The sequence below is a fragment of the Mucilaginibacter sp. A5337 genome, from assembly GCF_059690695.1.
The window spans coordinates 846,083-872,915 of sequence record NZ_JCAWEC010000002.1; the positions used below are offsets into that span (position 1 = coordinate 846,083).

Here is a 26,833-nt window from a genome sequence, read left to right on the forward strand (position 1 = left end):
TTACTTGCTTAATAACATCAACCGGCCATCATAGGTAACTGCGAGATAGCTACCTGTATTTGATTTTGTTTTAACAGGCGTCAGGTAAGTAATTTCCTGTGAATTGATAGCACCATTTACAAAGTAAGTTGGCGCATCAAATTGCTTACCATGTTTATTATAGTGAAGGTTTACCAATCCCAGGGCATCATATTTACCTTCATAAGGTACCACCCCCCAAAAGTTCCCGTTTAGTAATACATCACCGTTATCAGCCTTTAACATTGATTTAAGCGGGGCTTGCTGATATAGGTAAGGTAATGACTTAACCGAAGCTGCATGCAATATATCACTCACAAAAATACTATTGAACTGACTTACACTTAAGCGGTTGCTATCGTCCAGCTTATCTTTAAATATCTCCGAAGTGGTTTTATCGGCCATCTTTTGATAGCTGAGCCATTCCTTTTTTAGGTACGGAAGTTCCTGCTCCAAATCATTTTTGGGGCGAAACGGGTAGTATAAGTCTTTATAAAAATATGACAGGATCAGGTCGTTTTTACCATCTTTATCCAGATCATTATTATAGGCAAATAAAGGTTGATCTGCTGTTACGTTATATTTATTGTTCAACCCCCAGTTGCCGGCAATGAGATCGGCTTTGCCATCGCCATCAACATCAGTTATCATTGCCGACTGCCACCAGCCTTTTTCCTTATCTAAAGCCGGCGATGAAAAGCGCTCCAATTTTTTTCCATCATTCAGGAAAATATAAACTGGCTGCCATTCGGCAGCGATCAGTAAATCGGGTTTGCCGTTGTGGTCAATGTCGGTTGTTGTTATACTGGTAACGTATTGCAGGTTAGTAATCTCATCAAATGCTTTATCATGGCTTATTTCAAATGTTTCATTGCCTTTATTAATTAAAATTGCAGCAGGAACAACAGCTGTATAGTCTTTAAAGGAAACAGCGCTTGTAAACAAAATATCGTTTAACCCATCACCATTAAAATCAAATAAGGTAATTTTTGATGCCTGGTAATTGAGTTTTGGCAATGACTGATATTTAAACCGAAAATTGCCTTTGTTGAGATATAACCGTGGTTGAACTAATTTTTCAGTTTCCAGGAAAGGATGGTTTGCGCTGATCACGATCAGATCGGGCTTGCCATCGTTATTTACATCTCCCCATGTGGCCTGTTCATCGGCAGTATTTTTATACTGATCCAATACCGGCATTTTTATTTTGGTAAATCCGCCTGATTTATCACCTGCAAGTATATACTTCTCCTCATCGGCAACACCCCCTACATAAATGTCATCAATGCCGTCGCCATTAACATCTGCAACGGCAACCGCTGGGGTATGCTGCAAATAAGTATGCGGTAAAAGGGAGTAATAATTAAAATCCGGCGTATCAAAGGTTTTAACCGTGGCCAAAAGTTTTGATTGTATGGGTTCGTAGTTAAACTGTTTTTTGCCGCTGATGAAAGCAGCTATAACTTCCGCTGCAGGCTTACGGTTATCAACCATCTGAGGATTATAAGTCAAAATAGTTTTTTGCCCTGGTTTGAAATCATTGATCACCTCGTAACTATTATCAGGCCATACTACTAATAACGACTCCGGTTTATCGCCAGGCGAAAAAGTGAAAAGCAGCTCATTATTCAAATTACTTTCGTAGGCATTACTGGTTTGTATTTCCTGGTGATCGATGTGTTTCTTTGATTTCAGGAAAAATTTGGTACCGATACCATCACGGTTCAAAAGATTATACTTTACAGCATATTTCAGGAAAGAGGGCTTGTGTTCTTTATTACTTTCAATTGTTGTGTTTTTATAGATGTACGCCGGCTCATCCATATTATTGGTTACCATATCAAGGTCGCCGTCATTGTCCAAATCAACGGCAACTGCGCCTGCCGATATAGATGCCTGTTGCATGTCATTAGCCGATGATTCATCGGTAAACTTCAGCTTATCCCCGCCGCGGTAAAAGTAATTGTGCGCCCCACCTTCAGGCATTTTATTGATCTTTTCCTTGTCAAACACGCGGTTTTCCTTGTAGGCCTGCATAACTGTAGGATCACCAAGGTACTTTAGGTAATCCATATCATTGAGGCGGCGTTTGATACCGTTAGAAAAGAACATGTCCTTAGCGCCATCCATATCAAAGTCCTGAACCAGCGGCGACCAGGTCCAGTCTGTGGCCGAAACACCGCTATATAAACTCAAATCAACAAACTTATTACCATTACCTACGTTTAGCTGCAGGCAATTTTTTGAATATTGATAGTAGTACCCAGCATTTACCTCCTGGTTGTAAATATCCAGCGGCTCGTCATTTATAGTTGAGCGGAGTACCTTCATTTCTTCCGGAAGCATATCGGTGCTAAGCACATCCAGGTGCCCGTCCTTATTGATATCGCTGATGGTATTCCCCATCGAAAACAGGCTTGTATGGCCGAATGCACTTTTTAATTCCTCCTTAAAAGTGCCGTTATGCTGGTTAACGTAGTAATAATCCTGCTCAAAAAAGTCGTTACTTACATAAATATCGTCCCAGCTATCGTTATTTAAATCGCCGACACTTACGCCTAATCCGTAACCTATCGGGGCCGAATAAATACCGGAACCAGTGGTTACATCTGTAAAATGCCCATTATCATTTCTGAAAATGTGATCGCCTGCATCATGACTGTATTTGAACCGCTGGGTAGAATCGCCATAAGTATCATTGCTGTGCACTGATGAGGTAAGCAGGAACATATCCAGGTCGCCATCTTTATCGTAATCAAAAAATGATACCTGGGTTGAGAGGCCGGCAAAATCGAGCCCATATTTAGCTGCACTTTCGGTAAAGGTTAAATCTCCATTGTTAATATAAAGTTGATTTTTCCCTTTAAAAGTCTTATACCCAGATACTACGCTTACGTATATATCCTTAAGCCCATCGCCATTGATATCAACTACAGTTACACCGGTTTTCCAGTTACCCGTGCCAGCAACACCGGCCTTGTCTGTAATATCCTCAAACTTCATCCCTCCTTTGTTCAGGTAAAGCTTATTAGGCCCCTGGTTTGATACAAAATACAAATCGGGCAGGCCGTCATTATTAAAATCGGCGGTGGCTAAGCCTGCACCGTTGTAGAAATACAGGTAATCTAAAATATTAACCGAATCCGACACTACGTTTTTGTTTACGAAGGTTACCCCTGTTTCATTAGCCGGAAGCAGTTTAAATACATGCTCTCCGTCTCTTTTAGGTTTACACGAAAACAAGCCCACTATACCAATGCATAACAGAATAGAGAAATATCTAAAAGTATATTTGGTAAACAGCATTAAATTGGTGTTAGCGAAGTTCATAAGCTTTAAGCGGTTCATCATTAATGCCAAACAGGTAATAGTTTTTCCCGGCAGCATTTTTAATAGCTGCTGATGAGCGCACCTGCCCGTTTAAATTCAGACCGGTTTTTGCAGACGAAAAATAAGTAAACCCATTTTTTGTGTATTGATAAATCAATCCACGGTTAGCGTCCAATCGGCCCACTTCAGGTTTAAAGCCATAAAAATTACCACCTAATATAATCTTCTTACTACCAGAATTATCCAAATCGGCACACAAAATTGTATTTACCATAGAAAGTTGGGCATCGGCAGGTAAAGGCTTGCAAACGAACTTTCCGCCTTTATTTAAGAACACCGCAGAAGCAAGAAAATTCATTTGGTGCACTTCTGCACCGTCAAGCATTTCCGGTGTAAACACTTCTGTAAAAGGTTTGCCGGCGTAGTCTATGTATTTTAAGAAACGTTTTTTAAGGATTGGCATCTGGCCAACCAAATCTGGTTTCATATGAAAAACATAATTTATGCCATCACTTTTGTACATAGAAGTCACACATTCTTTGGTACCGTTGTTATCAAAATCCTTTATATGAATTTCCATTGGTTGGTCAAATGACGCCCTGAATTTTGAGTTGAGGCCAATGTTACCGCCAATAATATCAAGGGTCCCATCACCGTCTATATCGGCAACCTCCAAACTGCTCCACCAGCCTTTGTAATTAGCCAGTTGCTTATCTTCGGTAAACTTTCCTTTGTTGTTTTTAAAGACCCTTATCCCCATCCAGTTACCGGCCACTATTAAATCGGGCGAACCATTGTTGTCTATATCGGCCCATTTAGCGGCCGTTACCATACCCAGTTTTGTATCGCTTCCCAATACAGATTTTGAAACATCAGTAAAATGCCCGTTACCATCATTATGAAAAACAAAGGATTGTGGTGAACAGCCGTAAAGTCCTGGTACACTTCTACCCCCAATAAAAAGATCGGGCTTACCGTCACCGTCATAATCCGCGGAAACAATTATCGAGGTATTAACGGCAGCATGCAATGTTCTTTCAGGATCGCGGTGAAAATTGCCCTTTCCGTCATTTACAAAAAAACGAGGATTGTAAATTGGAGTTTCGGCTTCATCTGCGTTGCCCCCAACTCCAATTATTAAATCCTGGTCTCCATCGCCATCAAAATCACTAAAAACAGCACCGGCATTTTCAAGGTATTCCTGCTTCTTGAAATCTTCGGGAATGGTTTGTTTAAACCGACCATCTTTTTGTTGGATATAGATAGCTGCAAAACTGTTTTTCGAACTGCCGAAGTAAAAATCTGTAAGCCCGTCGCCATTAACGTCGCCTGTAGCTATATACGGATTTTCTTTCGACAGCATTTGCAGCATTAGCCGCTCATTATCAAAATCAATAAAATCGTCCTCTGTATGTCTTGGAATACTATCAAATATTGATTTGGTAACATCAGCAAACATTGTTTTAACAGGAAAGTTTGTCCAATTGTATTTCAGCTTGGCGTCGGTTTGTTTAACTGAATAAACTTTATCTGTGCTTAAGTTTTTTAGCAACTGGTAATTATTTCCCGGCCATATCACCTGTACCGAATCAAGAGATTTGTATTTACCGGTACCAATGGTGAGTAAATTAGGTGATGTGCAGCTTTGAAAGCCCCGGGTTGGCTGATTATAATAAATAAGTGAACTGCCTTTCATAAACACTTTCACAGTGGTCCCTATCCCAAAAGTATTTAGGCCCTCTCCTTTTAATTTTAATTGAACGTGATGGTTCCCGTTCTTTTCAGCATTGTTTTTAAAGATCGATACCGGAGCATTTTCGTTATTTACAATGAGATCGTTATCTCCGTCGTTATCGAGATCAGCGTAAGATGATCCGTTACTAAATCCTGGCTTATCCAAACCAAAATCGGCCGATTTATTGGTAAATGTTAAATTGTGATTGTTGAGATAGGCATAATTTGAGATCGGCGAAGATCCCATTTTATCGGTAAAATCCTTGTAATCAAACTTCTTTCTGCCTTCGGCTATCTTGGCCATGTTGTCTCTGTTCCCCAAAAACTCGATATAATCCTGATCAGTAAGATCTTTATAAATTCCGTTTGATACGAAGATATCTTTCCAGCCGTCATTATCCATATCAAACATCAGCGCGCCCCAGCTCCAGTCTGTCGCGGCCACGCCCGAATAAAACGCAGTTTCGGAGAATGTACCGTCGCCATTACGTACCTGCAGACAATTTTGCATATACTGGTTATAATAACCATCGCGTTGTTTGGCCTTGATCACATCATATGATTCAAACGAGGTCATTTTTTTTAAACGCTGATCACCCTCGGGCAACATTTCGGTGGTGAAAATATCATATTGCCCATCGTTATTGATATCTGCGATATCCGAACCCATTGAAGCAAGACTCAGGTGACCGGTTTCATTTTGGATGTCCTCTTTAAAAGTCCCGTTTTTTTGGTTGATGTAGAGATAATCGCGCTCAAAAAAATCGTTGGATACGTAAATATCCGGATATCCATCCTGGTTTATATCTGCAACAGAAACGCCTAATCCAAATCCAATGTCACTCGAATAGATGCCGGCTTCTTTAGTTACGTTGGTGAAGTGTCCGTCATCGTTACGGTACAGTCGTGCCCCCCCCAGCTCATCAACAACCGCCCGAAGGTTTTTAGTGAAATCGAAGGATTCTATCGGCCTGAAAGAGTTGTTTAATACAAAGCAATCCAGATCGCCGTCATTATCATAGTCGAAAAATATGGCCTGGGTTGATAATCCATTATCTACCAGGCCATACTTTTGGGCTTCTTCTTTAAACGTTCCATCATGCTGGTTGATAAACAGTTCATTTCCTTTTTCATTGCCGCGGGCATTACCGCTATGACAAACATAAATATCAAGCCATCCGTCGCCATTGATATCAACCATAGTAGCTCCGGTGCTCCAGTACTTGGTACCTTTAACCCCTGCCTTATCAGTTACATTTTCAAATTTCCAGTTACCTTTATTGATATATAACTGGTTACCACCCATGTTTGAGGTTAAGTAAATGTCGTTTAAACCGTCATTATTAACATCACCGATAGCTACCCCGCCCCCGTTATAATAATTACGAAAAGTAAAAACATTTGTACGATCCTGATCATTAAGCTGGTTAGCAAAGTTAACGCCCATGTCCTCATTATTTTGCAGCGTAAACAGGGTTTGTTTGTTACCGCCATTACAGGCGCAAAGGATAGTAAGAGTTAAAACAAATAGAAACAGGGGTGTTTTTAAACGCATATAATCGGGGATAAAACAAACGTAGCAGAGTTTTCCGCTACGTTCCTTTCAATCAAATAAATCTCAAATATTAATAACCTGGGTTTTGTTTAAGGTTAGGATTGGTATCAACCGCGCGCTGTGGAATTGGATAAATAGTTTTGCTTTTATCCGTTTTAGCTGGTCGTTGATCAACCGGATCATTAAATTTCTCAAAGCGAATCAGGTCATTCCTTCTCCAGCCTTCCCAATAAAGTTCACGTCCTCTTTCGGCAAGCATAACATTTAAATCAACAGTCGTCAAAGCTGAAGCCCCCCTTGGTATGCGTATCATGTTGACGATTTGCAACGCGGTTTGGCCGCTTGGATCTGTTCCGCCGCGTAGAATAGCTTCTGCCTTTTCAAGGAGAACGTCAGCGTAGCGTAAGATTACATAGTCATTCGATGTATTATCGTCATTAACTGTGTTGTCAGCTTTAGGCTGAGGGAAATACTTAAATACCCTGATACCCTGTGCTTCGGTCGAAAAGTTGAGGTTAACATCTGGAGTAAAAATCAGTGGCTTACCACTCCGCTGTGTTAAAGCTTTGTGACCGGGCCCATATTGCTGTCCAACTGCAAAGCCGGCTCTTAAACCAACTTTGTCAGTCAATCCGGGATAATCCACACCACGACGCTCGTCGGTAGCCTCAAATGAGTTATAAAAATCAGCCAGGGTTGTAAAGCCATTCCATCCATCAGGAGTTTGGTTATAATGCAATCCCATCCTCCAGCGGTTTTTCGCCGGAGCCGGAGACGAAGTAGCTGTATTATAGAAGCCAAATATATTTCCATGCGACTCTTCTGAGTTATCCCATGCGAAATCCTGGAAATACTTCCCGGCAGGTTCTAAAGTATACCCGGCTGCGGTAACTTTGTTGGCATATTCTATAACTTTATCCATATCAGCCTTTGCAAAGGTAAACGGACCGCCAACGGTTGTAGCAGTGTAAACGGCCCTGTTCAAATAGACTTTTGCCAATAATGCCTGGGCTGCCGCCTTGTTAGCAATACCGATATTAGCAGTAGTAGCAGCGAGGTTGGCTTCAGCAAATTCCAAATCTTTGATGATGAAATCAGTGGCCTCTCCACGTTTCATAACTGTAGGAATGGATGAGGTTGGCGCATCGGGGTCACGCATTGGCTGCTGACCATACAAATCAACCACCTGGAACATAAAGTACGCCCGCAAAAAGCTGGCCTGGGCTTTGATGTTATTATCAGTAGCCTTTGAAATTACCTGTGTTGCACGAAATACTCCGATATTTAACTGATCCCAGGTATCATTTACCTGGTTGTGCGTTGGCGTCCAGGTATGCGTATGTAATTTACGCCATGTGCCAAAATCACCCCAGTCGGTACCGCGGGTTGGGCCCATCATTTCATCCGTTGGGTGTTCCTGAAGGGCATATGTATTCGCCTGATCAGTTTGTCCGTATAATTGCGTGTAAACGCCATTAAGTTCAGCTGATCCGGCATTATTGCCGTATAATGATTTCGATCCGTAAAGTTTTTCATCCAGTTTTGCACAACCGGCTGCGGTTATCAGAACTAAGCTACAAAGAGCTGCTCGTGATGTTATATTTTTCATTTTCATGTTATTAAAAGCCTGCGTTTAAACCTAAAGTGAATATACGGGCCTTAGGATACGAGGTATAATCAATACCCTTTGAAGCCACATCATTACGTTGTTTATCTGTATTAATTTCCGGATCCAAGCCAGAATAGCCGGTAATCAGGAATAAATTTTGCCCTGTAAATGACACTCTTAAAGTTTTTATCGCCTTTGATTTCAGTGGAAATGTATACCCTAATGTGGCGTTACTTAATCTTAAGAAATCGCCTTTTTCAAGAAAACGGGTTGATACCTCACCTGAGTTAAGCGGGTTTTCATTGGTTGCTGCTACTTCTTTTGTAACGTTACGGCCGCTAACAAGGTTGCCTTTATAAAAGAAAGCATTGGCGGTGTTGTTGTAAATGTAAAAACCTGTAGCTGCATTAAGGAAGAAGCTCAAACTCCAGTTTTTATAATTAAAGTTATTGGTTAAACTGGCGGTGAATTTAGGGTTAGGGCTCCCCTGCAATGAAGAAACGTCCACGCCCTGAGGATAAATACTGAAGCCGTTTGCATCAAGTCCTTTATAATTTGGAACGTTGAATGTATACAACGGCACACCATTGGTAATCAATTGCGAATAAGCACCGGAAAGGCCTTGCCCATCGATATTACCGGTAACAATATAGTTTTTGAAGTTTTTAAGTGTATTACTGATGAATGTCATATTATAAGCAACATCCCAGTTGAAATCTTTACCCTGTATTGCAGCAAGGTTTAATCCTACTTCCACACCCTTGTTTATCACGTCACCATCAAGGTTTTTATAGATTCTTGAAGAGAATGTTGGCTGGGCAATATCCTGAAAGAAAAGCAGGTCTTTAATAGATTTATTGAAGTAGTCAACCGAACCTGTTAACCTTCCTTTTATGATCGAGAAATCAAGTCCTGCACCATAAGTGGTATTGGTTTGCCATTTTAGGTCAGGGTTTGCCTGGTATAGCGGAGCAACAGAATTTCCCGGAAAATTCTGTAACTGCTGAACCGGTAATGATGCATAAGCAGGGATTTCCTGGTTACCGGTTTTACCGTAGTTTAACCGAAGGCTCAAATCGTCAAAGAAACCATCTTTCGACATAAAGCTTTCATTGGTTATACGCCATTTTACAGCCAACGCAGGGAAGTTACCATATTTATGGTTAGCCCCAAAACGAGATGAACCGTCTCTCCTGATTGTACCGGTAATAATGTAGCGGTCTTTATAAGAGTAATTTACACGGGCAAAGTATGATTGCAACTTGTAACTCGAGCTGTCACCAACCGGGTAAGGGAGGTGTGTTTTAAAATCATTATAATTTTTAACCAACACACCAGGGGTTGAGGTACCGAAGCCAAACTCATTACGGTTAAAATTTTTGAAAGTTTGGTATGAATAGCCCGCCAACGCTGTAAGCGAACTTCCGTCCTTCCACTTCTTATCGTAATTCAATGTATGCTCAGTAGTATAATTTGTCAACTCATTATGGGTAAGGATAGCGGTACCATTACCTGTTGGTGACGGGAAATTTATCTGCCTGATGCCGATAGCATCAGTGTAGCCAACGATTTTAGGATCATAAAATGTTTTTCTCAATCCTCTCGATATGTCGGCACCAAAGTTGCCCTTATATGACAGGCCTTCAAATAATTTCAGGGTAAGTGTGAGGTTATTTAAAAACCTGTTGATATTATCCCTGTCATCTATCTGGTTTAATAACGATACCGGGTTTCTGAAGCTGTTACCGTTAGGGTAACCAGCATCATTATAACCGTTAAGATTAAAATACCTTCCTTGTGAGTCAAATACCGGGGCAGTTGGGTTTAGCTGTATAGCTGCACCCACCAAACTTCCGTTAAAACCAGCGTTATTTGTAATTGGAGCATATTGATTTTTAACGTTTGAATAGGTTGACTGCAGATCCAACTTAACTCTGTCATTTAGAAATGATTTCGAAGCATTGATACGCGCATTAAGACGTTTCAATCCTGATTTTTTTACAATACCTTGCTGATCATCATAACCAAAGGAAGCGCGATAGTTGCTTGTGTTATCTTTACTTGCTCCACCCAGGCTCAGGTTATAATTCTGCGATATAGGACTGCGAAAGATCTGCTTTTGCCAGTCGGTATTGGCGCCATAATCAATACCTCCATCAGCTACCGGGCCCGCGTTAGCACCAACTGCTGCTACTGCTTTCAAAAATGCATCCCTGCCAAGAACATCGTAACGTTTGGCAGTACTTGATACACTTGTGTTTGACGAGAACTGAATTCCCTGGCCTTTGCGTCCTTTACGGGTTGTTATCAAAATAACGCCGTTTGCACCTCGTGAACCGTAAATAGCTGCCGAAGATGCATCCTTTAATACAGATATATTTTCAATGTCGGCAGGGTTTAAAAAAGCTAAAGGGTTACGGGCAGATGAACTACCAGCACCGACGCCATACCCACCACTGGTACCTCCGCCATTGTCTAATGGAACGCCGTCAACTACATAAAGTGGGCCATCTCCTGAACGGATAGAACCCGCACCACGTATAGCTATGGTAGCTCCGGCACCAGGTTCACCACTTGATGGCGTAACTTGTACGCCGGATATGCGGCCCTGAAGTAATTGATCCGGCGTTGAAATAACACCTTTGTTGAAGTCCTTAGTACTTAATGAAGCCACTGAACCCGTTGCGTCACGAACACGCTGAGTACCGTAACCTATTACTACAACTTCATTTAATGCCTTACTGGCCGACTCCATTTGCACGTCGATTGAAGTTCGACCGTTAATTGGCACAGTAACATTTAAATAACCCACATAAGTGAATGTTAAGCTCGCTGTGTTTTGGGGTACTGAGATCCTGTACCCACCGTCTACATTGGTAATAGTTCCGCCGGAAGCTCCTACAGCAGTAACTACCGATACACCAATTAACGAGGAACCATCCTTTTTGTCAGTCACCTTACCGGTTATCACCTTGTTCTGGGCCATGGCGGGCTCCAATAAAAAGATAAAAACGGCAAAGAAACATACGTTGAGTAAATGTTTAATTTGCATAAAACTTGAGATTTAGTTGAAATTGGTTGTTGTTTGGGTTTAGTTTTTAAACTGCAACAAAGAGACCCTACATCAGTATACGAAAATTATGCAGATATGGTTTGCGGTTATTATAAAAATAATATCCTCAAAGCATACACACAAATGCTATCAAAAACATTTCCCCTCACCAACTAATGGGTAGGCAACAGGATAAGATTAACAATAACTGGTCGTTTAAAAATGTAATGGTTTACAATTATTACAGATTAAAATCTAATGCAATTTAATTATAAATAAATTCAGAAAAACGTTCACCAACGGTTAGCAAGGAAAAAATGGCTTATTTTAATGATTTTTATAAACTTTTTCGATGTTTTTTTTATTTAAAATATTAAAAACCAAATAGTTATATAATTAGAACGCAAAAAAAATATAATGATTTTTTAATCATTTATAATACTTTTTATACTAAAAACCCCGTAAGATTTGGTAATCCTACAGGGTTTCAACTCATAATTTCTCTTAAAAAGTCAATTATAATCAAAAGCTTTGATATCCATAATACGTTGTTCAAACTGATCTGGGTGCAATGATTTTGCTTTGATCCTCATTTTATAAACGTAAATTGTATTAACAGAATACTCCAGTATTTTGGCAATTGTTTCGTTATCGGCAATACCCATTCTGATAAGCGCAAATATGCGGAGATCGGTATTTAATACTTCATCTTCATCGGGCCAGATTTGATCTTTTTCGGCAAAAAGGCTGTTAAATACGGTAATAAAGTTAGGGAAGATCTTTAAAAAGATATGGTCAAAGCTATAGTATAGGTTTTCCCTTTCCTTTTTAATATCTATGCTATCTACAAATGTATGTATGGCATCATACTTTTTCATGGAAAGCTTGGCGTCGATGGAAATCTTTAAATTTTCGAGCTTAACTATATATCCCGAGATGGCTTTAAAAAACTGACCAATGTATTCTTCCTTGATTTTTGCATCTTCAATCAACTTGCCGTTGATATGGTTCAACTGAACGTTTTTTCCCTCAATTATAGCTTCTTTAATCTTGAGTTTTTTTAATTGTTTGACTATCATCACCAGGAAAAAAACAATCAGTACAGCGAGCGCAGTAATAATTAACAAAAACATCAGGAAGCGGTTTTTTTGATGCTCAGTATTATTAAGCTCGGCGGCGGCTATTAACGGTAAAATTGCACCGATTTGAATCTTGCGCTGGCGGGCACCGTAAAAATCAGCGTCAGATTTCGCCAATTGAATAAAACTATAAGCATCTTTAATATTATCCTGTTTGTACAGCAGTTCGGCAAGTGTGAATAAAGCAACAGTTTCGCGGGTAGATGATTTTATATCGGCTATAGCCGAGCGGATCATGAGGTTCAATCCTTCCTCAGGCTCATTATCCTCTAAACATATTGCTCCCAACGAGCAGGAAACCATGGCTCGGAGGTGCATAGATATCGGCATGTCCCGTTCAAGTAGTTTCCTGAACCTGATACGCCCCTCTTTATAATCTCTTTTTTGGTAATCCTGCAAAGCAAGCAGGTAAGTATGCATGATATGGTCGTTACCACAAAATGAAACTGCAGAATCAATGTATTTGTTACCCGCAGAGATATAATCTGGGGTGAAATACTTATCATTACTATACTTTGCCAGGTCGTAATTACATCGGCCTAAAAGAAAATAATAGTCTACTTTATCTACATCGCTCAAAGCGTGTACATCCACTTTATGTAAATAATCAAAGGTTTCGTTAAACATACCTGACGAAAGGAGAATAAAAGCCATCTTAACATAGCTATAATATTCCCGTTTTTTATTCCCGGTTACCTTGCTCAGCGATATCATTTTATCCACATAAACATAGGCCGAATCAAATTGATATGATTTATATTCGGTATAAAGCTTATCCCAGGTGTCAAACCGGGCATCATAATCTGTTTGCGAAAGTTTTGACTGATATACTTTTAATTTCTGAATCCTTACCTCTTTAGCACCGTCGTATACATTTTTCTTTGCTATTTCATTTTTTAGTTCTTCGAGTAAAGTGTTTGTGTCAGTTAACGCATTTGCCGAAAGACTAATTAATAAAAAAAACAGGCAGAAGATGTATTTCATTTTTGTTATAAAGTTTTTTAATAATACACAGCATGCTACATGGCATTTAATCAAACACATTAATTTCAGCAGATTAAATACTCAATAACTTAATTAAAACGGCAACTAACAGGCTTTCATTTTAAGAACAATGGTACAATTGTCCCTGGTTTATCTTCTCAAAGATATGGATTTGAAGCATTGCTAATGCGTTTTAGTTTGTTTTTAATTGAGAACAATTGTACTGTCAATGCCTCTTAAAAAATTTCCGTCAAATTAGCTTTGGGCATTAAATTTAATTTATAGTTAACAAAACAAGACACTGATACAGATAAACGCTTCATTTTCTATACACTATATCAACAATCAATTTATATAATTGCAATAAATTAAATTATATAAACTCAATATTTTAAAAATTAAATAAAAATTAATATAAACTTATATTAATACTGACATGGCATCGGGGTTGTTTGGCTACTGTAAAACCCTGACACATTATGAAAACATCTAATGAAGTACCAAAAACAGCAATTAAAAAGCTTTTGATTGTAGTAGCCTGTCTTTTACCGGTGTTGGTTTTCTCTCAGTCTAAAACACCAGGATCTGTTGAGTATTTAAAATTTTGCAACGGGATTAACGGATTGACACTTGGTGAAGATATTGCTCAAATCCCTTCGTATAAACTTTCCTATTTAGATAACGATGCCCAACCAGATGCTGATAGTTGCGTACGTTATCAATATAAAGACAGTAGTCTGTTAGTATTAGGAGATAGCTTGTTATTGAATGCAATAGGTTTCCGTGCCTATAAAAATAAGATAGTAAGCATTTATCTTTTTTTCAGAATGAGTGATGCTTACAAAGTGCTCAGTGATTTTTTAAAAGCATATGGCCCTTTTACCGGGCGTCCAAACAATTATGCAGATATTTATAACTGGGATACAAGTATGTTGAATTTATCATTACGATACCAGGTAAAAACTGAAATGGGAGTAGCAATATTTACCAGCAAGCATCTCGAAAACGAAATAGCAGCAAACAGGCCAGCCATAATATTTAAAAATGCATATCAGTCATTCTCCGCTTTGTATTGATAAACTTATTTTTGAAAAGGCATGGAATGCCCCTTTTATACTTTTTATGACTTTTAATAACCGATTTATTAAATAAACTTTGGTTTTAACACAAAAACATCCTTTATTTAAAAAAAATCAAACGAAATTTGTATACGGTGGTTATCTATCATCTTTAATCTCAATTTATAAATGGTCAAATTATTTGTAGGCGGCTTTCCTCTGGAAATGACAGAACTGGAACTTGTTAAAATGATAGGTCCGCATGGCGATGTGGAAACGATTAAAATTGTACGTGACAAAAAAACAAGAATATGCAAGGGATACGCATTTCTGGAAATGAAAGATCGTACAGGGGCCGAGAATGCCGTGATTGCTTTAGATGGCACCCCAATTGCAGACCGTATTTTAAGCGTAAAAATAAACGACGATTTTGTTAAGAAAACCCCGCCACCCCGCAAGTCATTTGGATACGGCAACAACAATAACCGCAACAATAATAACAGCAGGCCTAACAATACCCGAAGCTACAATAACAATAATAGTCAGGGCGGCTACAGGAGTAATAATGAGCAATCGCCTTCAGGTGACAGGCCAAGGCGACCGAGAAAAACGATGTAATAAAACTGCGTTAAATCACATAAAAAAATCCCGGCCAATTATTAATCGGCCGGGATTTTTTATGTAGCTTGATTTAGTATCAAACACCAAGATCCTGCATAATTGAGGCAATTTTAGCGTCGAGCTGTTTATCTGTTCCGTTGTAAGCTTCTTTACTGGCAAGTTTGCCGTTCACGCTGCAATAAAACTTAATTTTAGGCTCGGTACCAGAAGGGCGTGCCGAAATAATGCTTCCATCTTCAGTGATAAACTGCAAAACATCAGATGTTGGCAATTCAATTGGTTTAGAAGTATTGCTTACTAAATCAGTTTCCACGCGTTTTTCGTAGTCTTTAAGCGTAATTACTTTTGAACCACCTAAAGTAGCCGGCGGATTTGTACGGAATTTCTCCATCATCTCCTTAATCTCTTCGGCACCGGTTTTACCTTTTTTGGTTAAAGAGATCAATTTTTCTTTGTAAAAGCCATATTGTACATAAGTATCAATCAGCGCTTCGAACAAGCTGCTGCCTTTATCCTTATAATAAGCAGTCATTTCGGCAATGAACGTACTTGAAATAACGGCATCTTTATCCCTTACCAGTTCGCCTATCAAATAACCATAGCTTTCTTCACCGCCACCAATAAAAGTTTGCTTACCTTCAAAATGGGTCATCAGCTCACCGATGTATTTAAAGCCGGTTAATGTGTTATAGTAAGTAACATTTTTAGCTTCGGCAATACGCTCGATAAGGTTGGTGGTAACAATGGTTTTAACAATGTACTCTTTACCTGTAAGCTTACCTTTTTCTTCCCATGCAGTTAATAAATAATTAATGAGCATGGCGCCGGTTTGGTTACCATTAAGGAGCACAAATTCGCCATCGGTATTCTTTACAGCAATACCTACACGATCGGCATCAGGGTCGGTAGCTAACACCAGGTCAGCATCAGTATCCTGGGCTTTTTTAAGCGCAAGTGTTAATGCTTCTTTTTCTTCCGGGTTAGGATAAACTACCGTAGGGAAGTTACCATCAGGTGTAATTTGCTCATCAACCAGGATCACATTCTCAAAACCAAACCTTTTTAAGGCTTGAGGAACCAACGTAATGCCCGTGCCATGAATAGGCGAATAAACTATTTTTAGATCTTTTTGACGCGCAATTGCATCCGGCGAAACAGAAAGCTCGGTGATTTTGCTCAGGTAAAGCTCATCAATATCCTCTCCTATTTCTTCGATATTAGCATCAACACGATTAAATTTTATCTCATCGATACTGCTGATAGCGGCAACCTCGTCCATCACTGCCTTGTCATGTGGTGCAACAAATTGTCCGCCATCGGCACCATAGGCTTTATAACCGTTATACTCTTTAGGGTTGTGTGATGCTGTAAGCATTACGCCGCTTTTGCAACCTAACTGACGCACTGCAAACGAAAGTTCGGGCGTTGGGCGTAGCGCTTTAAAAAAGTAAACGTAAATATCATTTGCCGAAAAAACCTCGGCTGTAATAGTCGAAAAGAAATCGGCATTATTGCGGCTGTCGTGAGCAATGGCAACTTTGATCTTTTCGCCCGGGTATGTTTTTTTCAGGTAATTAGCTAAACCTTGTGTGGCCGCACCTATTGTATATTTATTGATACGGTTTGAACCTGGCCCCATAGTACCGCGAAGGCCTCCTGTACCAAATTCCAGATCGCGGTAAAATGAATCTGTCAGTTCGGTATAAGCCTTATCGTCAATTAACTTTTGAATTTCCTGCTTAACATCAGCGTCATAATTTCCTTGAAGCCATGAATTTGCTTTTTGAAGAATGGTGGGGTCTAATTCCTGCATAAGTGATTGTATGTTTTTCTATTTATCTGGTTCGGTTTTGACGTAAATATGGCAATAAATAGCCAAAACGGAACGCCTTAAAGTTAAATCATCTTTTTAAATATGCCAGCCCAAAATTGAATAAGTTTTTGGGGGCATATAAAGCGATGTTACCGATCAGTGAACAAAACAACATTATGAGGATAAAGTTTATTACATTTTTAAAACAGCTGTGTTGATTGCCTAACCTTGCCTTTATAACAGCTTTCATTGAGCAGATCTGCGGTAATTTTGAAATGATCTTATTGAACCGATAAAATCTGTTAGCCGGCTTGCCTAAGCAAACCGGCGTTAACAGACGGATATATAGGAGTTGGTAAGTGGTTGCAAAATTTAGCCCGTCAATAAACCCCTTATCATTTTTATTGCAGGCTCCCCTATTTATCCAATTCGGTTATGATTTTTTTGGCATTGTCATTTGCAGGATCAAGTTGTAACGACTTTTTATAATTCAACAGGGCCAATGGTTTATTGCCCTGATTGTAATATGCCTCACCAAGGCTGTCAAACACATTGCCCGATTTTGGAAATAGTTTGGTATTATATTCAAAAACAGCAACAGCATCTGCCAGTCTCTTTTTACTCATTAAATAATACCCCGTTTCGTTCAATGTATTTTCGTCATCAAAACTGTATTCATCGCCGTGTTTACTTTTAAGCTCATTATAAAAGCTGATAATTTGCTCACCGCTCATTAAGTCAAGCTTTGCGCTAAACGCATCAAGAAAGGACTTCTTAACCTGCGCGTAAGGTTTACCATCTAAAATGGCTTCAATAGATTTTTCAATTGAATACAGGTTTCCCTGTTTATTATTGGTCATCAATATAATAGTAACGCCTTCCGGCACCTTGTTTACCAGTAACGCCTGGTAATTAAATGAAGTGCCATCATGAACATGGCTGAGCATCTTATCACCTTCCATGCCACCGCCGCCAAGGCCAGATTGTCTTCCCGGAGTAACGCCATTAATAATCTCACGGGTAGCAACGGGACTTATCAGTTTAAACTTAGAAATGGCATTGGCCCAGGCATAAAAGTCATCCAGCGTTACAGCTGTCCAGCCAGATATGGGGTATACCAGGCCGTCTGGCTTGCCATCATTATTATATGACTGGGCAACAAGCTTATCATTTTCATCGGGGTCAGCGATAGCAGTATTCATGACGGCCGGCTTCAATTCATGATCTTCAACAAATTGTTTAAAGCTCTGTCCTGTTATCTTTTCGATAATGCGGCGCTGCAAAAAAACATTATTGTTATTGTACGCATATTTTTTACCCGGCTCAAAATCAAGCGAGTCAATTTTCATCAAATCGGCCATATTACCGGCGTCATCTTTAACTGTCTTCCATTTTACATCGGGCAAACCGCTTGTGTATTGCAACAGGTTAATGATGCTGATCTTATTTGCCCAGGCAGGCAGTTGAGGCAGGTACTTAGACACTTTGTCGTCCAGGCTCAGTTTACCTTGTTCCTCAAGCATCATGATACCAACGGCATTAAATTCTTTAGCTATTGACCCTATATGAAAGCGGTACTGATCGGTAAGCCTTATAGTTTTACGTGCATCGGCATAGCCTATCGCGGCTTTATAAATAACATTCCCATGATCGGCAACTAATACATTACCATTAAATAAACCTAATCTGTTTGCTCTTTGAATCAGGGTGTCAATATGAGCAGCCTTGGTTTGCTGCGCTATGGTTCTTTGTGTGCACAAAGCAAACATGGCAAGCAGAAACATGTATTTTAAACTCAATTTCATAAGTTGCGGATTGATGGTAAAGAGACAACAGCAAACGCAGTTATGTTACAGGTAATACAATATTAGTTTATCCTTCCCGGTCGTAAACAGAAGCCAGTATAAAGGCACATGACGCAAGCCCGGTATCTTTAAGGGCGTTGGTTATTTTGCCCGCATCAAAATGGCTGTTGATCAATAAGGGAATATGTATAGTTAAAATGAATACCCATATCATACATCCTAATAAAAAACATCCCCATTGAGCATATAAATTAACGTAGATGCTTATAGCGGCAGCCATCAGCGCAACCGCCGTTAGATATACCCAGAACAGGTGGAATGGAATCCAGCCGGGAACCAGCGTAGCTACAAAATCGGCATACATAAAATGTTGTATACCAAATACGAACATTACCGTAGCATAAATATAGGTGCTAATCCTGCTTATTATTTGTTTCATTGTTGGTTAGGTTATGGTATATTTAGGTTTAATTTTAATGCTGATAAAGTTAGTTTGCACGCCACGCTATAGCAATTCACAGCCTGTACAAGTTGGTACAAGCCTGTACAAATAATATTTGAACTGATTTACCGGCTATTTTTGACCCAATGAATATGCCCGCACAAGAGTTGCTTATTACCGAACTGATAAAACAATACGAAACCTATACCGGCTGGGGCGACAGCGCGAACTGGAAAAACCAGGATTTTATAAATCTGAGCGAAAAGATCAGGGAGAAAACGGGGGCTTCTGTAAGCCATGTTACGTTGAAGCGCATTTGGGGCAAGGTTAAATATGACAGCCTGCCCAATACCTATACCATGGATACCCTGGTGCAGTTTTTGGGTTATGAAAACTTCAGGGTGTTTAGCATGCAATTTGTTCCTGTAGGTAAACCGGTCGAACATGCTCAAGTTAAGCCGCAACCCTTAAGAAAGCATTTCAGGTCGATGCCTTACGCATTAGGTGTTTTAACGCTGGTAGGTATATTACTGATTGTGATCATGGCTTCACGTACTGAGCATTCCAGGCCACCTATAGTAGCAAAAGATTATAAATTCAGCAGTAAAAAGGTGATCACTTCGGGATTACCCAATTCTGTTGTGTTTGATTTTGATGCCACCAAATCGCCTTATGACTCGGTAGCCATCCAACAATCATGGGACAGGCATTTACGTGTCAATGTTTCAAAAAACGATCGTCAGCATACCTCTATTTACTATTTTCCTGATTTTTATTACGCTAAGCTCATTGTGGGCGGCAAAATTGTGAAACAGCATGAACTGTTTGTTGAGTCGAACGGATGGCTGCCAATAGTTGAAAAGCAGCCTGTGCCGGTTTATTATGAAAAAAAGGATGCTATGGTTGATGGCAAGCTCTCGCTGTCACCCGAAAAGATCAAGGAACGCAATATAGCCATGCAGCCTACGCCGCCCTATGTGGTTTATACCAACGTAACCGATTTTGGAGAGATTTACAGCAATGATTTTACTTTTGAAACCTCGATAAAAAACAATTATAGTGAGGGTGCCGCTGCTTGCCGGCTAAGTACTGTTTATATCTTATGTAAAGGTACAGCCATCTGGATCCCATTAAGCTCGAAAGGCTGCGTATCCGATCTGGATATGTATTTTGCAGGTTATGAGGCATCGGGTAAAAAACATGATCTTTCTGCTTTTGGCGTTGATTTTGAAAAATATGTGCCGCTTAAAATTGAATCTCACCACGGCAAAGCACAAATATTTATTGATAACAAATTGGTTTATAATGTAGATAAAGGCATTGGCCGGGCCAAAATAATAGGAATTGTCTTTCGTTTTCAGGGCACAGGATCGGTGGATTACGTGCGGTTAACGAATGGAAAAATAAATTATGACGACGAGTTTTGATGATCATTATTTGCCTCGCGAGGGATAACCGATAACAACTCATTTTTTATGGCCGGGGGAATAACCATCATCGGTTGAGAAACGATTACATCACTATTCCCCGGCGAGGGGCAGCTTGCTATTAAAATAAAACAGCCCTTTTCAGCTTCAAAGGTTACCGTTATTTTTAATTGTCTTAAGGCCTCAAGGTCCTGGAATGCTGTGCGGTTGCTGATCCGGAATTGAGTGGTCAGCAGTTCAATAGAAACTACATCCCTGGTTTGCAGCAATACCAATACCCTGAGCAACCTGTCGGCCCTGTTCATAGTTGATCACATTTTTTATACAAAAATGTAATAGGTTATTGACAACAGTGTGTCAGCAGCGAAAATGCGGCACAAGGTACAATCATACCCTGTATTAGCCTGAAAATTAATGCTGAGCCCGATAAATCATCAGCATTACTCCGGATGAAAAAACTTTCTGTGATACCAGCTTTAATAAAATAGAATTTTTTTTTCGGATAAAAAGAGGCCTGCCATTACCCAAAATTACCGGATGTACCCAAAATTGATACTCATCAACCAAATTTACAGTCGCCAGTTTATCAACCACGCTGATACTTCCGTAAGTGAGGATATCCCGACCGTGCTGATTTTTCAAATTTTCTACAGCCCGTTTCAGATTACCATTAAGTAGCAATGAATTGTTCCACCAAACAGCAGTCATTGTTGAAGACAGAACCACCTTCTGATAACTGTTCATCATATCTGCATAGGCTATATCCGTACGGGGAAAATTCATGCATTTAGCTTGAAAAGGCCAATACGCCGCCATAGCCTGATAAGTATTTTTGCCCAATAAAATAGTATCTGCATGGCTCAGCAGTTCTGTTGTTGTCTCGGCAATCTCATCAGTCCAATATTTGTAATGCCAGTCAAGACCTTCATCCTCTGCCGCAATAAAACCATCCAGTGTAATATTCAGGGATACTATTAGTTTGCGCATAATAATTACAAGCAAACCGGGCTTAATGATAAGCCCGGGTATTGAATATAAATTCGTGTTATTTAGGCTACGCCGGCATTACCGGCAAGTTTGGTGTTGGTTAAACCGAGGTCTTTTACCTGTTCATACTTTTTCCATAAATAGTAGGTAAAAAACATAACGATCAACATCACCGTTGGTGGAATGAGCATAGCAGCGCCGGCGCCAATTGCAAGCCATGATAAAAATGCCCCGATAAAGCTGATGGTGAAGCCTGAATATGCCCATTCTTTAATAGTGTGATATTTTGTTTGCGCGATGGCCAGTACACCTGCAATTTTTGCCGCCCCCATGATTACCAGCAGGTACATTGGATAGCCAAGCCTCGCTAATGAATCTTTGCCTGCCTGTTGCATGGTAATCCCCCCGTAGGCATCACCAAGCATTGCTAATAAAAAAAGAACAGTGAAGATCCAGTACAGAGTTTTAATTGTTTTTGGTTTCATGATGATATGTTTTTTTTGTGATTATTGATTAGTTAACGATACAAAGTTATCTGCAGAGACAAGGATGTGTAGCGCGTAAAAAGGACTTGTTAAGGGGTTGATTGCGACATTTGCGTTCACTATCTTTATCCAGCATAATCAATTTACGAACTATCAAATGAAACACGTTGCTATCCTGATACCCAATGAAGCGGTTTTAGCCAGTATTGTTGATGCACGGACTATTTTTACCGGCGCTAATGACTTTCTACAATCCATGGGCCGGCAGCCCGTTTTTGACGTTCATATGGTTGGGCTTGCCAAAGAGGTTAAAGTACACGGAGGCATATTCTCGGTTCATCCGGATATTTTATTGAACGAATTACAAAAAAGCGATATCGTGGTTATCCCCGCCATAAGCGGCGACCTGGAGAATGCTGTTAAAATAAATCAGGATTTTGTACCCTGGATCATAAACCAATACAGCAACGGTGCTGAAATTGCCAGCTTATGTATCGGTTCGTTCATACTGGCATCTACCGGGTTATTAAACGGGAAGGAATGTTCCAGTCATTGGATCACTGCCGATAAATTCAGGAACATGTTTCCCGAAGTAACACTGGTTGATGGTCGCATAGTTACCGAACAGCAGGGCTTGTATTCAAGCGGCGGAGCCACCTCTTATTGGAGCCTGTTATTGTTGTTGATTGAAAAGTACGCCGGGCGGGATATTGCAATCATGGCCGCCAAGATCTATGCTTTGGAGATAGACCGGAAAAGTCAATCGCCTTTTGCGATGTTCACCGGTCAAAAGAAGCATGAAGACGATCCTATAAAGCAGGCACAGGAATACATAGAAAATAATGTTACCGAAAAGATTTCGGTTGAAGACCTTTCATCAATGTATGCCATTGGCAGAAGACATTTTGAGCGCCGGTTTAAAAAAGCCACCAACAATACACCTGTTGAATATATTCAACGTGTAAAAATCGAAGCAGCAAAAAAACAACTGGAAAGTACCCCCAAAAACGTAAACGAAGTAATGTATGATGTTGGGTATACAGATGCCAAAGCATTCCGCACAGTTTTCAAAAAAATAACCGGGCTTTCGCCAATTGATTATCGTAACAAATACAATAAACAGGCAGCAGTGGCATAGCTAAACCCGACCAAATTTCGAGTATCTGTTAGTGCTTTGGATGCCTCAATATTACCGCTTCATTATTATCGAAAATACCTATCGGCAATCAACCATAACACACTGTATTACAGCAGGTAATAACCCAATATCTTTTTACTGTAAAAACATTACATTTTGTCGATAAAATTAATCCTAACAAATAGCCAAATATTCCGTTTAAAAATTACATTTTTGCCCCAAAATTTTTAAGGATGCAGAGTTACCAGGAATTTCTTGACTTAAGTGTAGGCTTTCCACAGGATGGTTTTGAGATCATCGACGATGAGCTATACTTTCAGGACCTAAATTTGATGGAGATGATTGAAACGTATGGTACCCCCCTACGCTTTACTTATCTGCCTTTGATATCTAAAAAGATCCAGCAGGCTAAACTGTTGTTTCAACAGGCTATCATCAAAAACAACTATCGCGGCAGTTATAAATACTGCTATTGTACTAAAAGCTCGCATTTCAGGCATATTGTTGAAGAAGCGCTGAAAAACGAGATCCACCTGGAAACATCATCAGCATTTGATATGCCAATGATTGATGCCCTCGAGAAGAAAGGTACTGTAACAAAGGACATTACCGTAATATGTAATGGTTTTAAAACTTTCCAATACAAAACTTATATTATTGATATGCTGCATGATGGCTTTAAAAACATCATCCCGGTATTGGATAATAAAGAGGAATTTAACCTTTACGATGATGAAATTGAAATGGATACTCCTTGTAACCTGGGTATCCGTATAGCGGCCGAAGAACAGCCTGATTCTCAGTTTTACACTTCACGTTTAGGTGTACGGATGGAGGATGTTATCGATTTTTACCACAATAAAATTGAGGACAATCCTAATTTCCAGGTTAAGTTATTGCATTTCTTTATCAACTCAGGTATCTCTGATACGCCATACTATTGGAATGAGCTGGAGAAATATGTAACGCTTTACTGCAAATTCAAAAAAGTAAACCCGCATCTGGATACGCTTGACATTGGCGGTGGTATGCCATTTAAAGATTCCCTGGTTTTTGATTTTGATTATGAATATATGATCAATGAAATTGTGAGCCGCATTAAAGAGATTTGTGCCGAACACGATACCATGGAACCGGATATCATTACCGAGTTTGGTAAATATACTGTAGCCGAGGCTTCAGGGATACTGTATAAAGTATTAGGCCGCAAACAGCAAAACGACCGCGAACGCTGGTTAATGCTTGACGGTTCATTTATTACGAACCTGCCTGATGTTTGGGCCCTGAACCAAAAGTATATTCTATTACCTGTAAATAACTGGGATTCGGAATATGAGCGTGTAAACCTTGGCGGTATCACCTGCGATGGTCAGGACTATTACAACCAGGAAGCTCATATGAACAGCGTATTTATGCCTAAAACCCGTAAAGTGCAATATTTAGGCTTCTTTAATACTGGTGCTTACCAGGAAGTGTTAAGCGGCTACGGGGGAATTCACCACTGTCTGCTGCCGTCACCAAAGCATGTAATTATTCGCCGTAACAGAGATGAGACTTTCAACTTTGAAGTATTTGGCGAAGAGCAAAACAGTAAACAAGTATTAAAGATCCTGGGCTATACGACTTAATTCTTATAATATCAGTATAAAAGAAAAGGTGGCTAAAAATTGGTCACCTTTTCTTTTTATTAACGGCCTATTGTGCCATCTCCCACACCGGCACCTTCAACGTTTGGATCGGGAAGATCGGCCAGGCTACCATCCTCATGTAAAACTCTAAAGTGTTTTTTATGAGGACCTTTTGTTTCAAGGCAGGGATTTGTTCGATTAGCGTAGTTATCGCTGTCTGTTGTATTACTTTCCCTTACCTCTTTAATATTATCCCGCCGGGAAGCAGGATAGTCGTCTTTATAATCACTCATGATTATACCCTCCTTTTATTAAATTCCTTCGGTGCCGGGCTCATGACCAACCATCCTGCCGGTAGTACGTCCTTGTGGTCGGCTCTCAAAGTCGGTTTTAGCCGGGCCTTGTGAAGGAAATTCTTTCTTATTCGGCGGCGTCACATCTGTTTGCTCGCTAAACGAAGTGTCGGCACTTCTGTCAGGCTGATTCACCTCCGATTGACTATGAGTGCCCACCCGTTCTTTTTTGGTCTTTTCTACTTCGGGCCTGTCATCATTGTCAGCTATATCGTCAATCTCATCCAAATCATCGTCATCACTTTCAAGGTCACGGTTTGCATTGGCTTCACCATTATTTATAGAAAATGAATTGGTGCTATTTTCATAGCCATCACGTTCATTATCCCGGTTTTCCCAGGTTTTATTATTAGTATTCATAGGTTTTAATTTTAGTTGTTATTAAATTAAACCCACACTACAGTCGTATTGTTTTATTTTTTATCTTTTTAAGAAAATACAACAAAAAAACAAATTCGACTTCAATACTTAGGAAGTCCCCTGATTAATTAGGAAGTAATACGAAATGGTTTATAAAATCTTTTAGATAGAACTAATTGATTGCACTTTTACTGACAACTGGTTCCATCGGCTGCTCACAGTGATTTTCTCACAAAGATGTAGCAACTCAGTTACAGATAATTAACGTTTTTAAGAATTAAAAAGTATGTTGAGGGCACGTTACTTTATAACGGTTATTAAGCAGGATACCTAATACAATTTCATGCGAACCATGGCTTACGGTGTTTAAAGCAGATGTTGTAAAGTCATAAGAATAACCAACATTGATGAGTGAGTTCAGGTTAAAACCTACTAAAGCTGCATATGAGTCATTACGACGGTATGAACCGCCTATCCAGAACTTGTCTTTGAACGACATCTTCATATTTACATCAAAAGTTACCGGAACCGGCGCTATAAATTTCAACAAGGCCGAAGGCATAAGCGTAATATCATCAGATACAAAGAGCTTAACGCCACCGGTTACAAAATAATGCGGCACCGTTTTGTTTTGGACAGCCGTTGTTGATGTAGTTACATATAAATTTTGTGGCAGGATTTGCTGTACCGACGCACCAAAGAAATAATTAGACGAATAAGCCCATACACCTATACCCAAATCAGGTTTCCACTGCGAGCCGGTAATGTTATTGATGGTTGGGTCATTTTGATCTACATAAGTAAGTTTGCTCACATCGATAACATTATGACTTACTCCTGCCGATACCCCTACCGCTAAATTCAATGTTTCGGTAAGCCCAAGGTGATAAGCATAAGTAGCATCAATATTGGTTTGAGTTATTGGCCCTGTTTTATCAGATACTACCATTAAACCCACACCATGATGCGGTTCGGCAGCCATGTAATTTTGTGTATATGACCTGCTTGATGGGTTTAAGCCCCCTCCGGCAGGAAATGCTGTAGCGTCACCCTGTAAAAATCGGTTACCTATAGGTGCGTTTACCGAAAAATAAGATGTTACCGGCGCGCCATCAAGGCCTGTCCACTGGCTGCGGTACCCTAATTTTACATCGGTATAGTTTTCAATACCGCTTAATGCTGGGTTTAAGAGATAGTTATTAAATACGTATTGCGTGTACTGCGGTCGTTGCTGAGCTTTTGCCAATTGAGTTGTTGCAGCAATAACAATTAGAGTATATAAGATTCGCTTCATT

At 39.8% G+C, this 26,833-nt stretch carries 19 protein-coding genes; 5 read left to right on the forward strand and 14 right to left on the reverse strand.

Going from position 1 to position 26,833, the window contains the following annotated elements:
* The 5 genes from AC59JO_RS08390 to susR form a co-directional block, all read right to left on the reverse strand.
* The gene (locus tag AC59JO_RS08390) at window positions 1–3,405 is read right to left on the reverse strand and encodes an FG-GAP repeat domain-containing protein (RefSeq protein ID WP_497304656.1); all 3,405 of its coding nucleotides are present in this window, start codon (window positions 3,403–3,405) and stop codon (window positions 1–3) included.
* Window positions 3,335–6,637 (reverse strand): VCBS repeat-containing protein, encoded by a 3,303-nt coding sequence (locus tag AC59JO_RS08395; RefSeq protein WP_497304658.1) that lies wholly within the window; start codon window positions 6,635–6,637, stop codon window positions 3,335–3,337. The genes AC59JO_RS08390 and AC59JO_RS08395 overlap by 71 nt, the downstream gene beginning before the upstream one ends.
* Window positions 6,638–6,707: 70 nt before the next feature.
* Window positions 6,708–8,246, reverse strand: a complete 1,539-nt coding sequence (locus AC59JO_RS08400) for a RagB/SusD family nutrient uptake outer membrane protein (protein ID WP_497304660.1) — start codon at window positions 8,244–8,246, stop codon at window positions 6,708–6,710.
* A gap of 10 nt (window positions 8,247–8,256) precedes the next feature.
* Complete coding sequence (locus AC59JO_RS08405) at window positions 8,257–11,298, reverse strand: SusC/RagA family TonB-linked outer membrane protein (protein WP_497304662.1); 3,042 nt, start codon at window positions 11,296–11,298, stop codon at window positions 8,257–8,259.
* A 512-nt stretch (window positions 11,299–11,810) separates the two neighbouring features.
* The gene (gene susR / locus AC59JO_RS08410) at window positions 11,811–13,421 is read right to left on the reverse strand and encodes a SusR family glycan utilization regulator (RefSeq protein ID WP_413667910.1); all 1,611 of its coding nucleotides are present in this window, start codon (window positions 13,419–13,421) and stop codon (window positions 11,811–11,813) included.
* 479 nt (window positions 13,422–13,900) lie between these two features.
* Between susR and AC59JO_RS08415 the strand changes: the two genes are divergently transcribed.
* Window positions 13,901–14,497, forward strand: a complete 597-nt coding sequence (locus AC59JO_RS08415; protein WP_413667909.1) for a hypothetical protein — start codon at window positions 13,901–13,903, stop codon at window positions 14,495–14,497.
* A gap of 171 nt (window positions 14,498–14,668) precedes the next feature.
* Entirely contained in the window at window positions 14,669–15,097 is a 429-nt protein-coding gene (locus AC59JO_RS08420; protein ID WP_413667908.1) for an RNA recognition motif domain-containing protein, read from the forward strand.
* 79 nt (window positions 15,098–15,176) lie between these two features.
* Here AC59JO_RS08420 and AC59JO_RS08425 read toward each other — a convergent pair whose 3' ends face one another.
* The 3 genes from AC59JO_RS08425 to AC59JO_RS08435 all read right to left on the reverse strand — a co-directional run bounded on the left by AC59JO_RS08425 (window position 15,177) and on the right by AC59JO_RS08435 (window position 19,157).
* Window positions 15,177–16,913 carry a phospho-sugar mutase gene (locus tag AC59JO_RS08425; protein ID WP_413667907.1) on the reverse strand — a complete coding sequence of 579 codons (1,737 nt, stop codon included), beginning with the start codon at window positions 16,911–16,913 and terminating at the stop codon, window positions 15,177–15,179.
* A 416-nt stretch (window positions 16,914–17,329) separates the two neighbouring features.
* Window positions 17,330–18,718: a serine hydrolase gene (locus AC59JO_RS08430; protein ID WP_497304666.1), complete on the reverse strand. Its 1,389-nt coding sequence runs from the start codon at window positions 18,716–18,718 to the stop codon at window positions 17,330–17,332.
* 67 nt (window positions 18,719–18,785) lie between these two features.
* Window positions 18,786–19,157, reverse strand: a complete 372-nt coding sequence (locus AC59JO_RS08435; protein WP_413667905.1) for a DoxX-related protein — start codon at window positions 19,155–19,157, stop codon at window positions 18,786–18,788.
* A 155-nt stretch (window positions 19,158–19,312) separates the two neighbouring features.
* Here AC59JO_RS08435 and AC59JO_RS08440 point away from each other — a divergent pair, with 155 nt between their 5' ends.
* The gene (locus tag AC59JO_RS08440) at window positions 19,313–20,587 is read left to right on the forward strand and encodes a hypothetical protein (RefSeq protein ID WP_497304668.1); all 1,275 of its coding nucleotides are present in this window, start codon (window positions 19,313–19,315) and stop codon (window positions 20,585–20,587) included.
* Here AC59JO_RS08440 and AC59JO_RS08445 read toward each other — a convergent pair.
* The 3 genes from AC59JO_RS08445 to AC59JO_RS08455 form a co-directional block, all read right to left on the reverse strand.
* Window positions 20,569–20,892, reverse strand: a complete 324-nt coding sequence (locus AC59JO_RS08445) for a hypothetical protein (protein ID WP_497304670.1) — start codon at window positions 20,890–20,892, stop codon at window positions 20,569–20,571. The two genes, AC59JO_RS08440 and AC59JO_RS08445, sit on opposite strands and share 19 nt — an antisense overlap.
* 106 nt (window positions 20,893–20,998) lie before the next feature.
* On the reverse strand, window positions 20,999–21,574 hold the full coding sequence (locus AC59JO_RS08450; RefSeq protein WP_497304672.1) for a dihydrofolate reductase family protein: 576 nt from the start codon (window positions 21,572–21,574) through the stop codon (window positions 20,999–21,001).
* A 62-nt stretch (window positions 21,575–21,636) separates the two neighbouring features.
* Entirely contained in the window at window positions 21,637–22,059 is a 423-nt protein-coding gene (locus AC59JO_RS08455; RefSeq protein ID WP_413667901.1) for a DoxX family protein, read from the reverse strand.
* A gap of 157 nt (window positions 22,060–22,216) precedes the next feature.
* On the opposite strand from AC59JO_RS08455, the gene AC59JO_RS08460 reads away from it, so the two are divergent.
* Both AC59JO_RS08460 and AC59JO_RS08465 read left to right on the forward strand, forming a co-directional pair.
* A complete protein-coding gene (locus AC59JO_RS08460) occupies window positions 22,217–23,197 on the forward strand; it encodes a GlxA family transcriptional regulator (RefSeq protein ID WP_413667900.1) in 981 nt (326 codons plus the stop codon).
* Between the two features lie 233 nt (window positions 23,198–23,430).
* Window positions 23,431–24,825, forward strand: coding sequence for an arginine decarboxylase (locus AC59JO_RS08465; RefSeq protein ID WP_091206294.1), 1,395 nt, complete (start codon window positions 23,431–23,433; stop codon window positions 24,823–24,825).
* Window positions 24,826–24,884: 59 nt separating this feature from the next.
* Here the strand turns inward: AC59JO_RS08465 and AC59JO_RS08470 are convergent, their stop codons facing one another.
* The 3 genes from AC59JO_RS08470 to AC59JO_RS08480 all read right to left on the reverse strand — a co-directional run bounded on the left by AC59JO_RS08470 (window position 24,885) and on the right by AC59JO_RS08480 (window position 26,832).
* On the reverse strand, window positions 24,885–25,118 hold the full coding sequence (locus AC59JO_RS08470) for a hypothetical protein (protein ID WP_413667899.1): 234 nt from the start codon (window positions 25,116–25,118) through the stop codon (window positions 24,885–24,887).
* A gap of 18 nt (window positions 25,119–25,136) precedes the next feature.
* The gene (locus tag AC59JO_RS08475; RefSeq protein WP_497304676.1) at window positions 25,137–25,538 is read right to left on the reverse strand and encodes a hypothetical protein; all 402 of its coding nucleotides are present in this window, start codon (window positions 25,536–25,538) and stop codon (window positions 25,137–25,139) included.
* Window positions 25,539–25,815: 277 nt separating this feature from the next.
* Window positions 25,816–26,832, reverse strand: a complete 1,017-nt coding sequence (locus AC59JO_RS08480; RefSeq protein WP_413667897.1) for a PorP/SprF family type IX secretion system membrane protein — start codon at window positions 26,830–26,832, stop codon at window positions 25,816–25,818.
* Window position 26,833 lies beyond the last annotated feature (1 nt).

Bases quoted from the DNA above. Each gene is read 5' to 3' on its own strand.
- AC59JO_RS08390 (WP_497304656.1), bottom strand. From the start codon at position 3,405: ATGCTGCCGGGAAAAACTATTACCTGTTTGGCATTAATGATGAACCGC.
- AC59JO_RS08395 (WP_497304658.1), bottom strand. From the start codon at position 6,637: ATGCGTTTAAAAACACCCCTGTTTCTATTTGTTTTAACTCTTACTATC.
- AC59JO_RS08400 (WP_497304660.1), bottom strand. From the start codon at position 8,246: ATGAAAAATATAACATCACGAGCAGCTCTTTGTAGCTTAGTTCTGATA.
- AC59JO_RS08405 (WP_497304662.1), bottom strand. From the start codon at position 11,298: ATGCAAATTAAACATTTACTCAACGTATGTTTCTTTGCCGTTTTTATC.
- susR (WP_413667910.1), bottom strand. From the start codon at position 13,421: ATGAAATACATCTTCTGCCTGTTTTTTTTATTAATTAGTCTTTCGGCA.
- AC59JO_RS08415 (WP_413667909.1), top strand. From the start codon at position 13,901: ATGAAAACATCTAATGAAGTACCAAAAACAGCAATTAAAAAGCTTTTG.
- AC59JO_RS08420 (WP_413667908.1), top strand. From the start codon at position 14,669: ATGGTCAAATTATTTGTAGGCGGCTTTCCTCTGGAAATGACAGAACTG.
- AC59JO_RS08425 (WP_413667907.1), bottom strand. From the start codon at position 16,913: ATGCAGGAATTAGACCCCACCATTCTTCAAAAAGCAAATTCATGGCTT.
- AC59JO_RS08430 (WP_497304666.1), bottom strand. From the start codon at position 18,718: ATGAAATTGAGTTTAAAATACATGTTTCTGCTTGCCATGTTTGCTTTG.
- AC59JO_RS08435 (WP_413667905.1), bottom strand. From the start codon at position 19,157: ATGAAACAAATAATAAGCAGGATTAGCACCTATATTTATGCTACGGTA.
- AC59JO_RS08440 (WP_497304668.1), top strand. From the start codon at position 19,313: ATGCCCGCACAAGAGTTGCTTATTACCGAACTGATAAAACAATACGAA.
- AC59JO_RS08445 (WP_497304670.1), bottom strand. From the start codon at position 20,892: ATGAACAGGGCCGACAGGTTGCTCAGGGTATTGGTATTGCTGCAAACC.
- AC59JO_RS08450 (WP_497304672.1), bottom strand. From the start codon at position 21,574: ATGCGCAAACTAATAGTATCCCTGAATATTACACTGGATGGTTTTATT.
- AC59JO_RS08455 (WP_413667901.1), bottom strand. From the start codon at position 22,059: ATGAAACCAAAAACAATTAAAACTCTGTACTGGATCTTCACTGTTCTT.
- AC59JO_RS08460 (WP_413667900.1), top strand. From the start codon at position 22,217: ATGAAACACGTTGCTATCCTGATACCCAATGAAGCGGTTTTAGCCAGT.
- AC59JO_RS08465 (WP_091206294.1), top strand. From the start codon at position 23,431: ATGCAGAGTTACCAGGAATTTCTTGACTTAAGTGTAGGCTTTCCACAG.
- AC59JO_RS08470 (WP_413667899.1), bottom strand. From the start codon at position 25,118: ATGAGTGATTATAAAGACGACTATCCTGCTTCCCGGCGGGATAATATT.
- AC59JO_RS08475 (WP_497304676.1), bottom strand. From the start codon at position 25,538: ATGAATACTAATAATAAAACCTGGGAAAACCGGGATAATGAACGTGAT.
- AC59JO_RS08480 (WP_413667897.1), bottom strand. From the start codon at position 26,832: ATGAAGCGAATCTTATATACTCTAATTGTTATTGCTGCAACAACTCAA.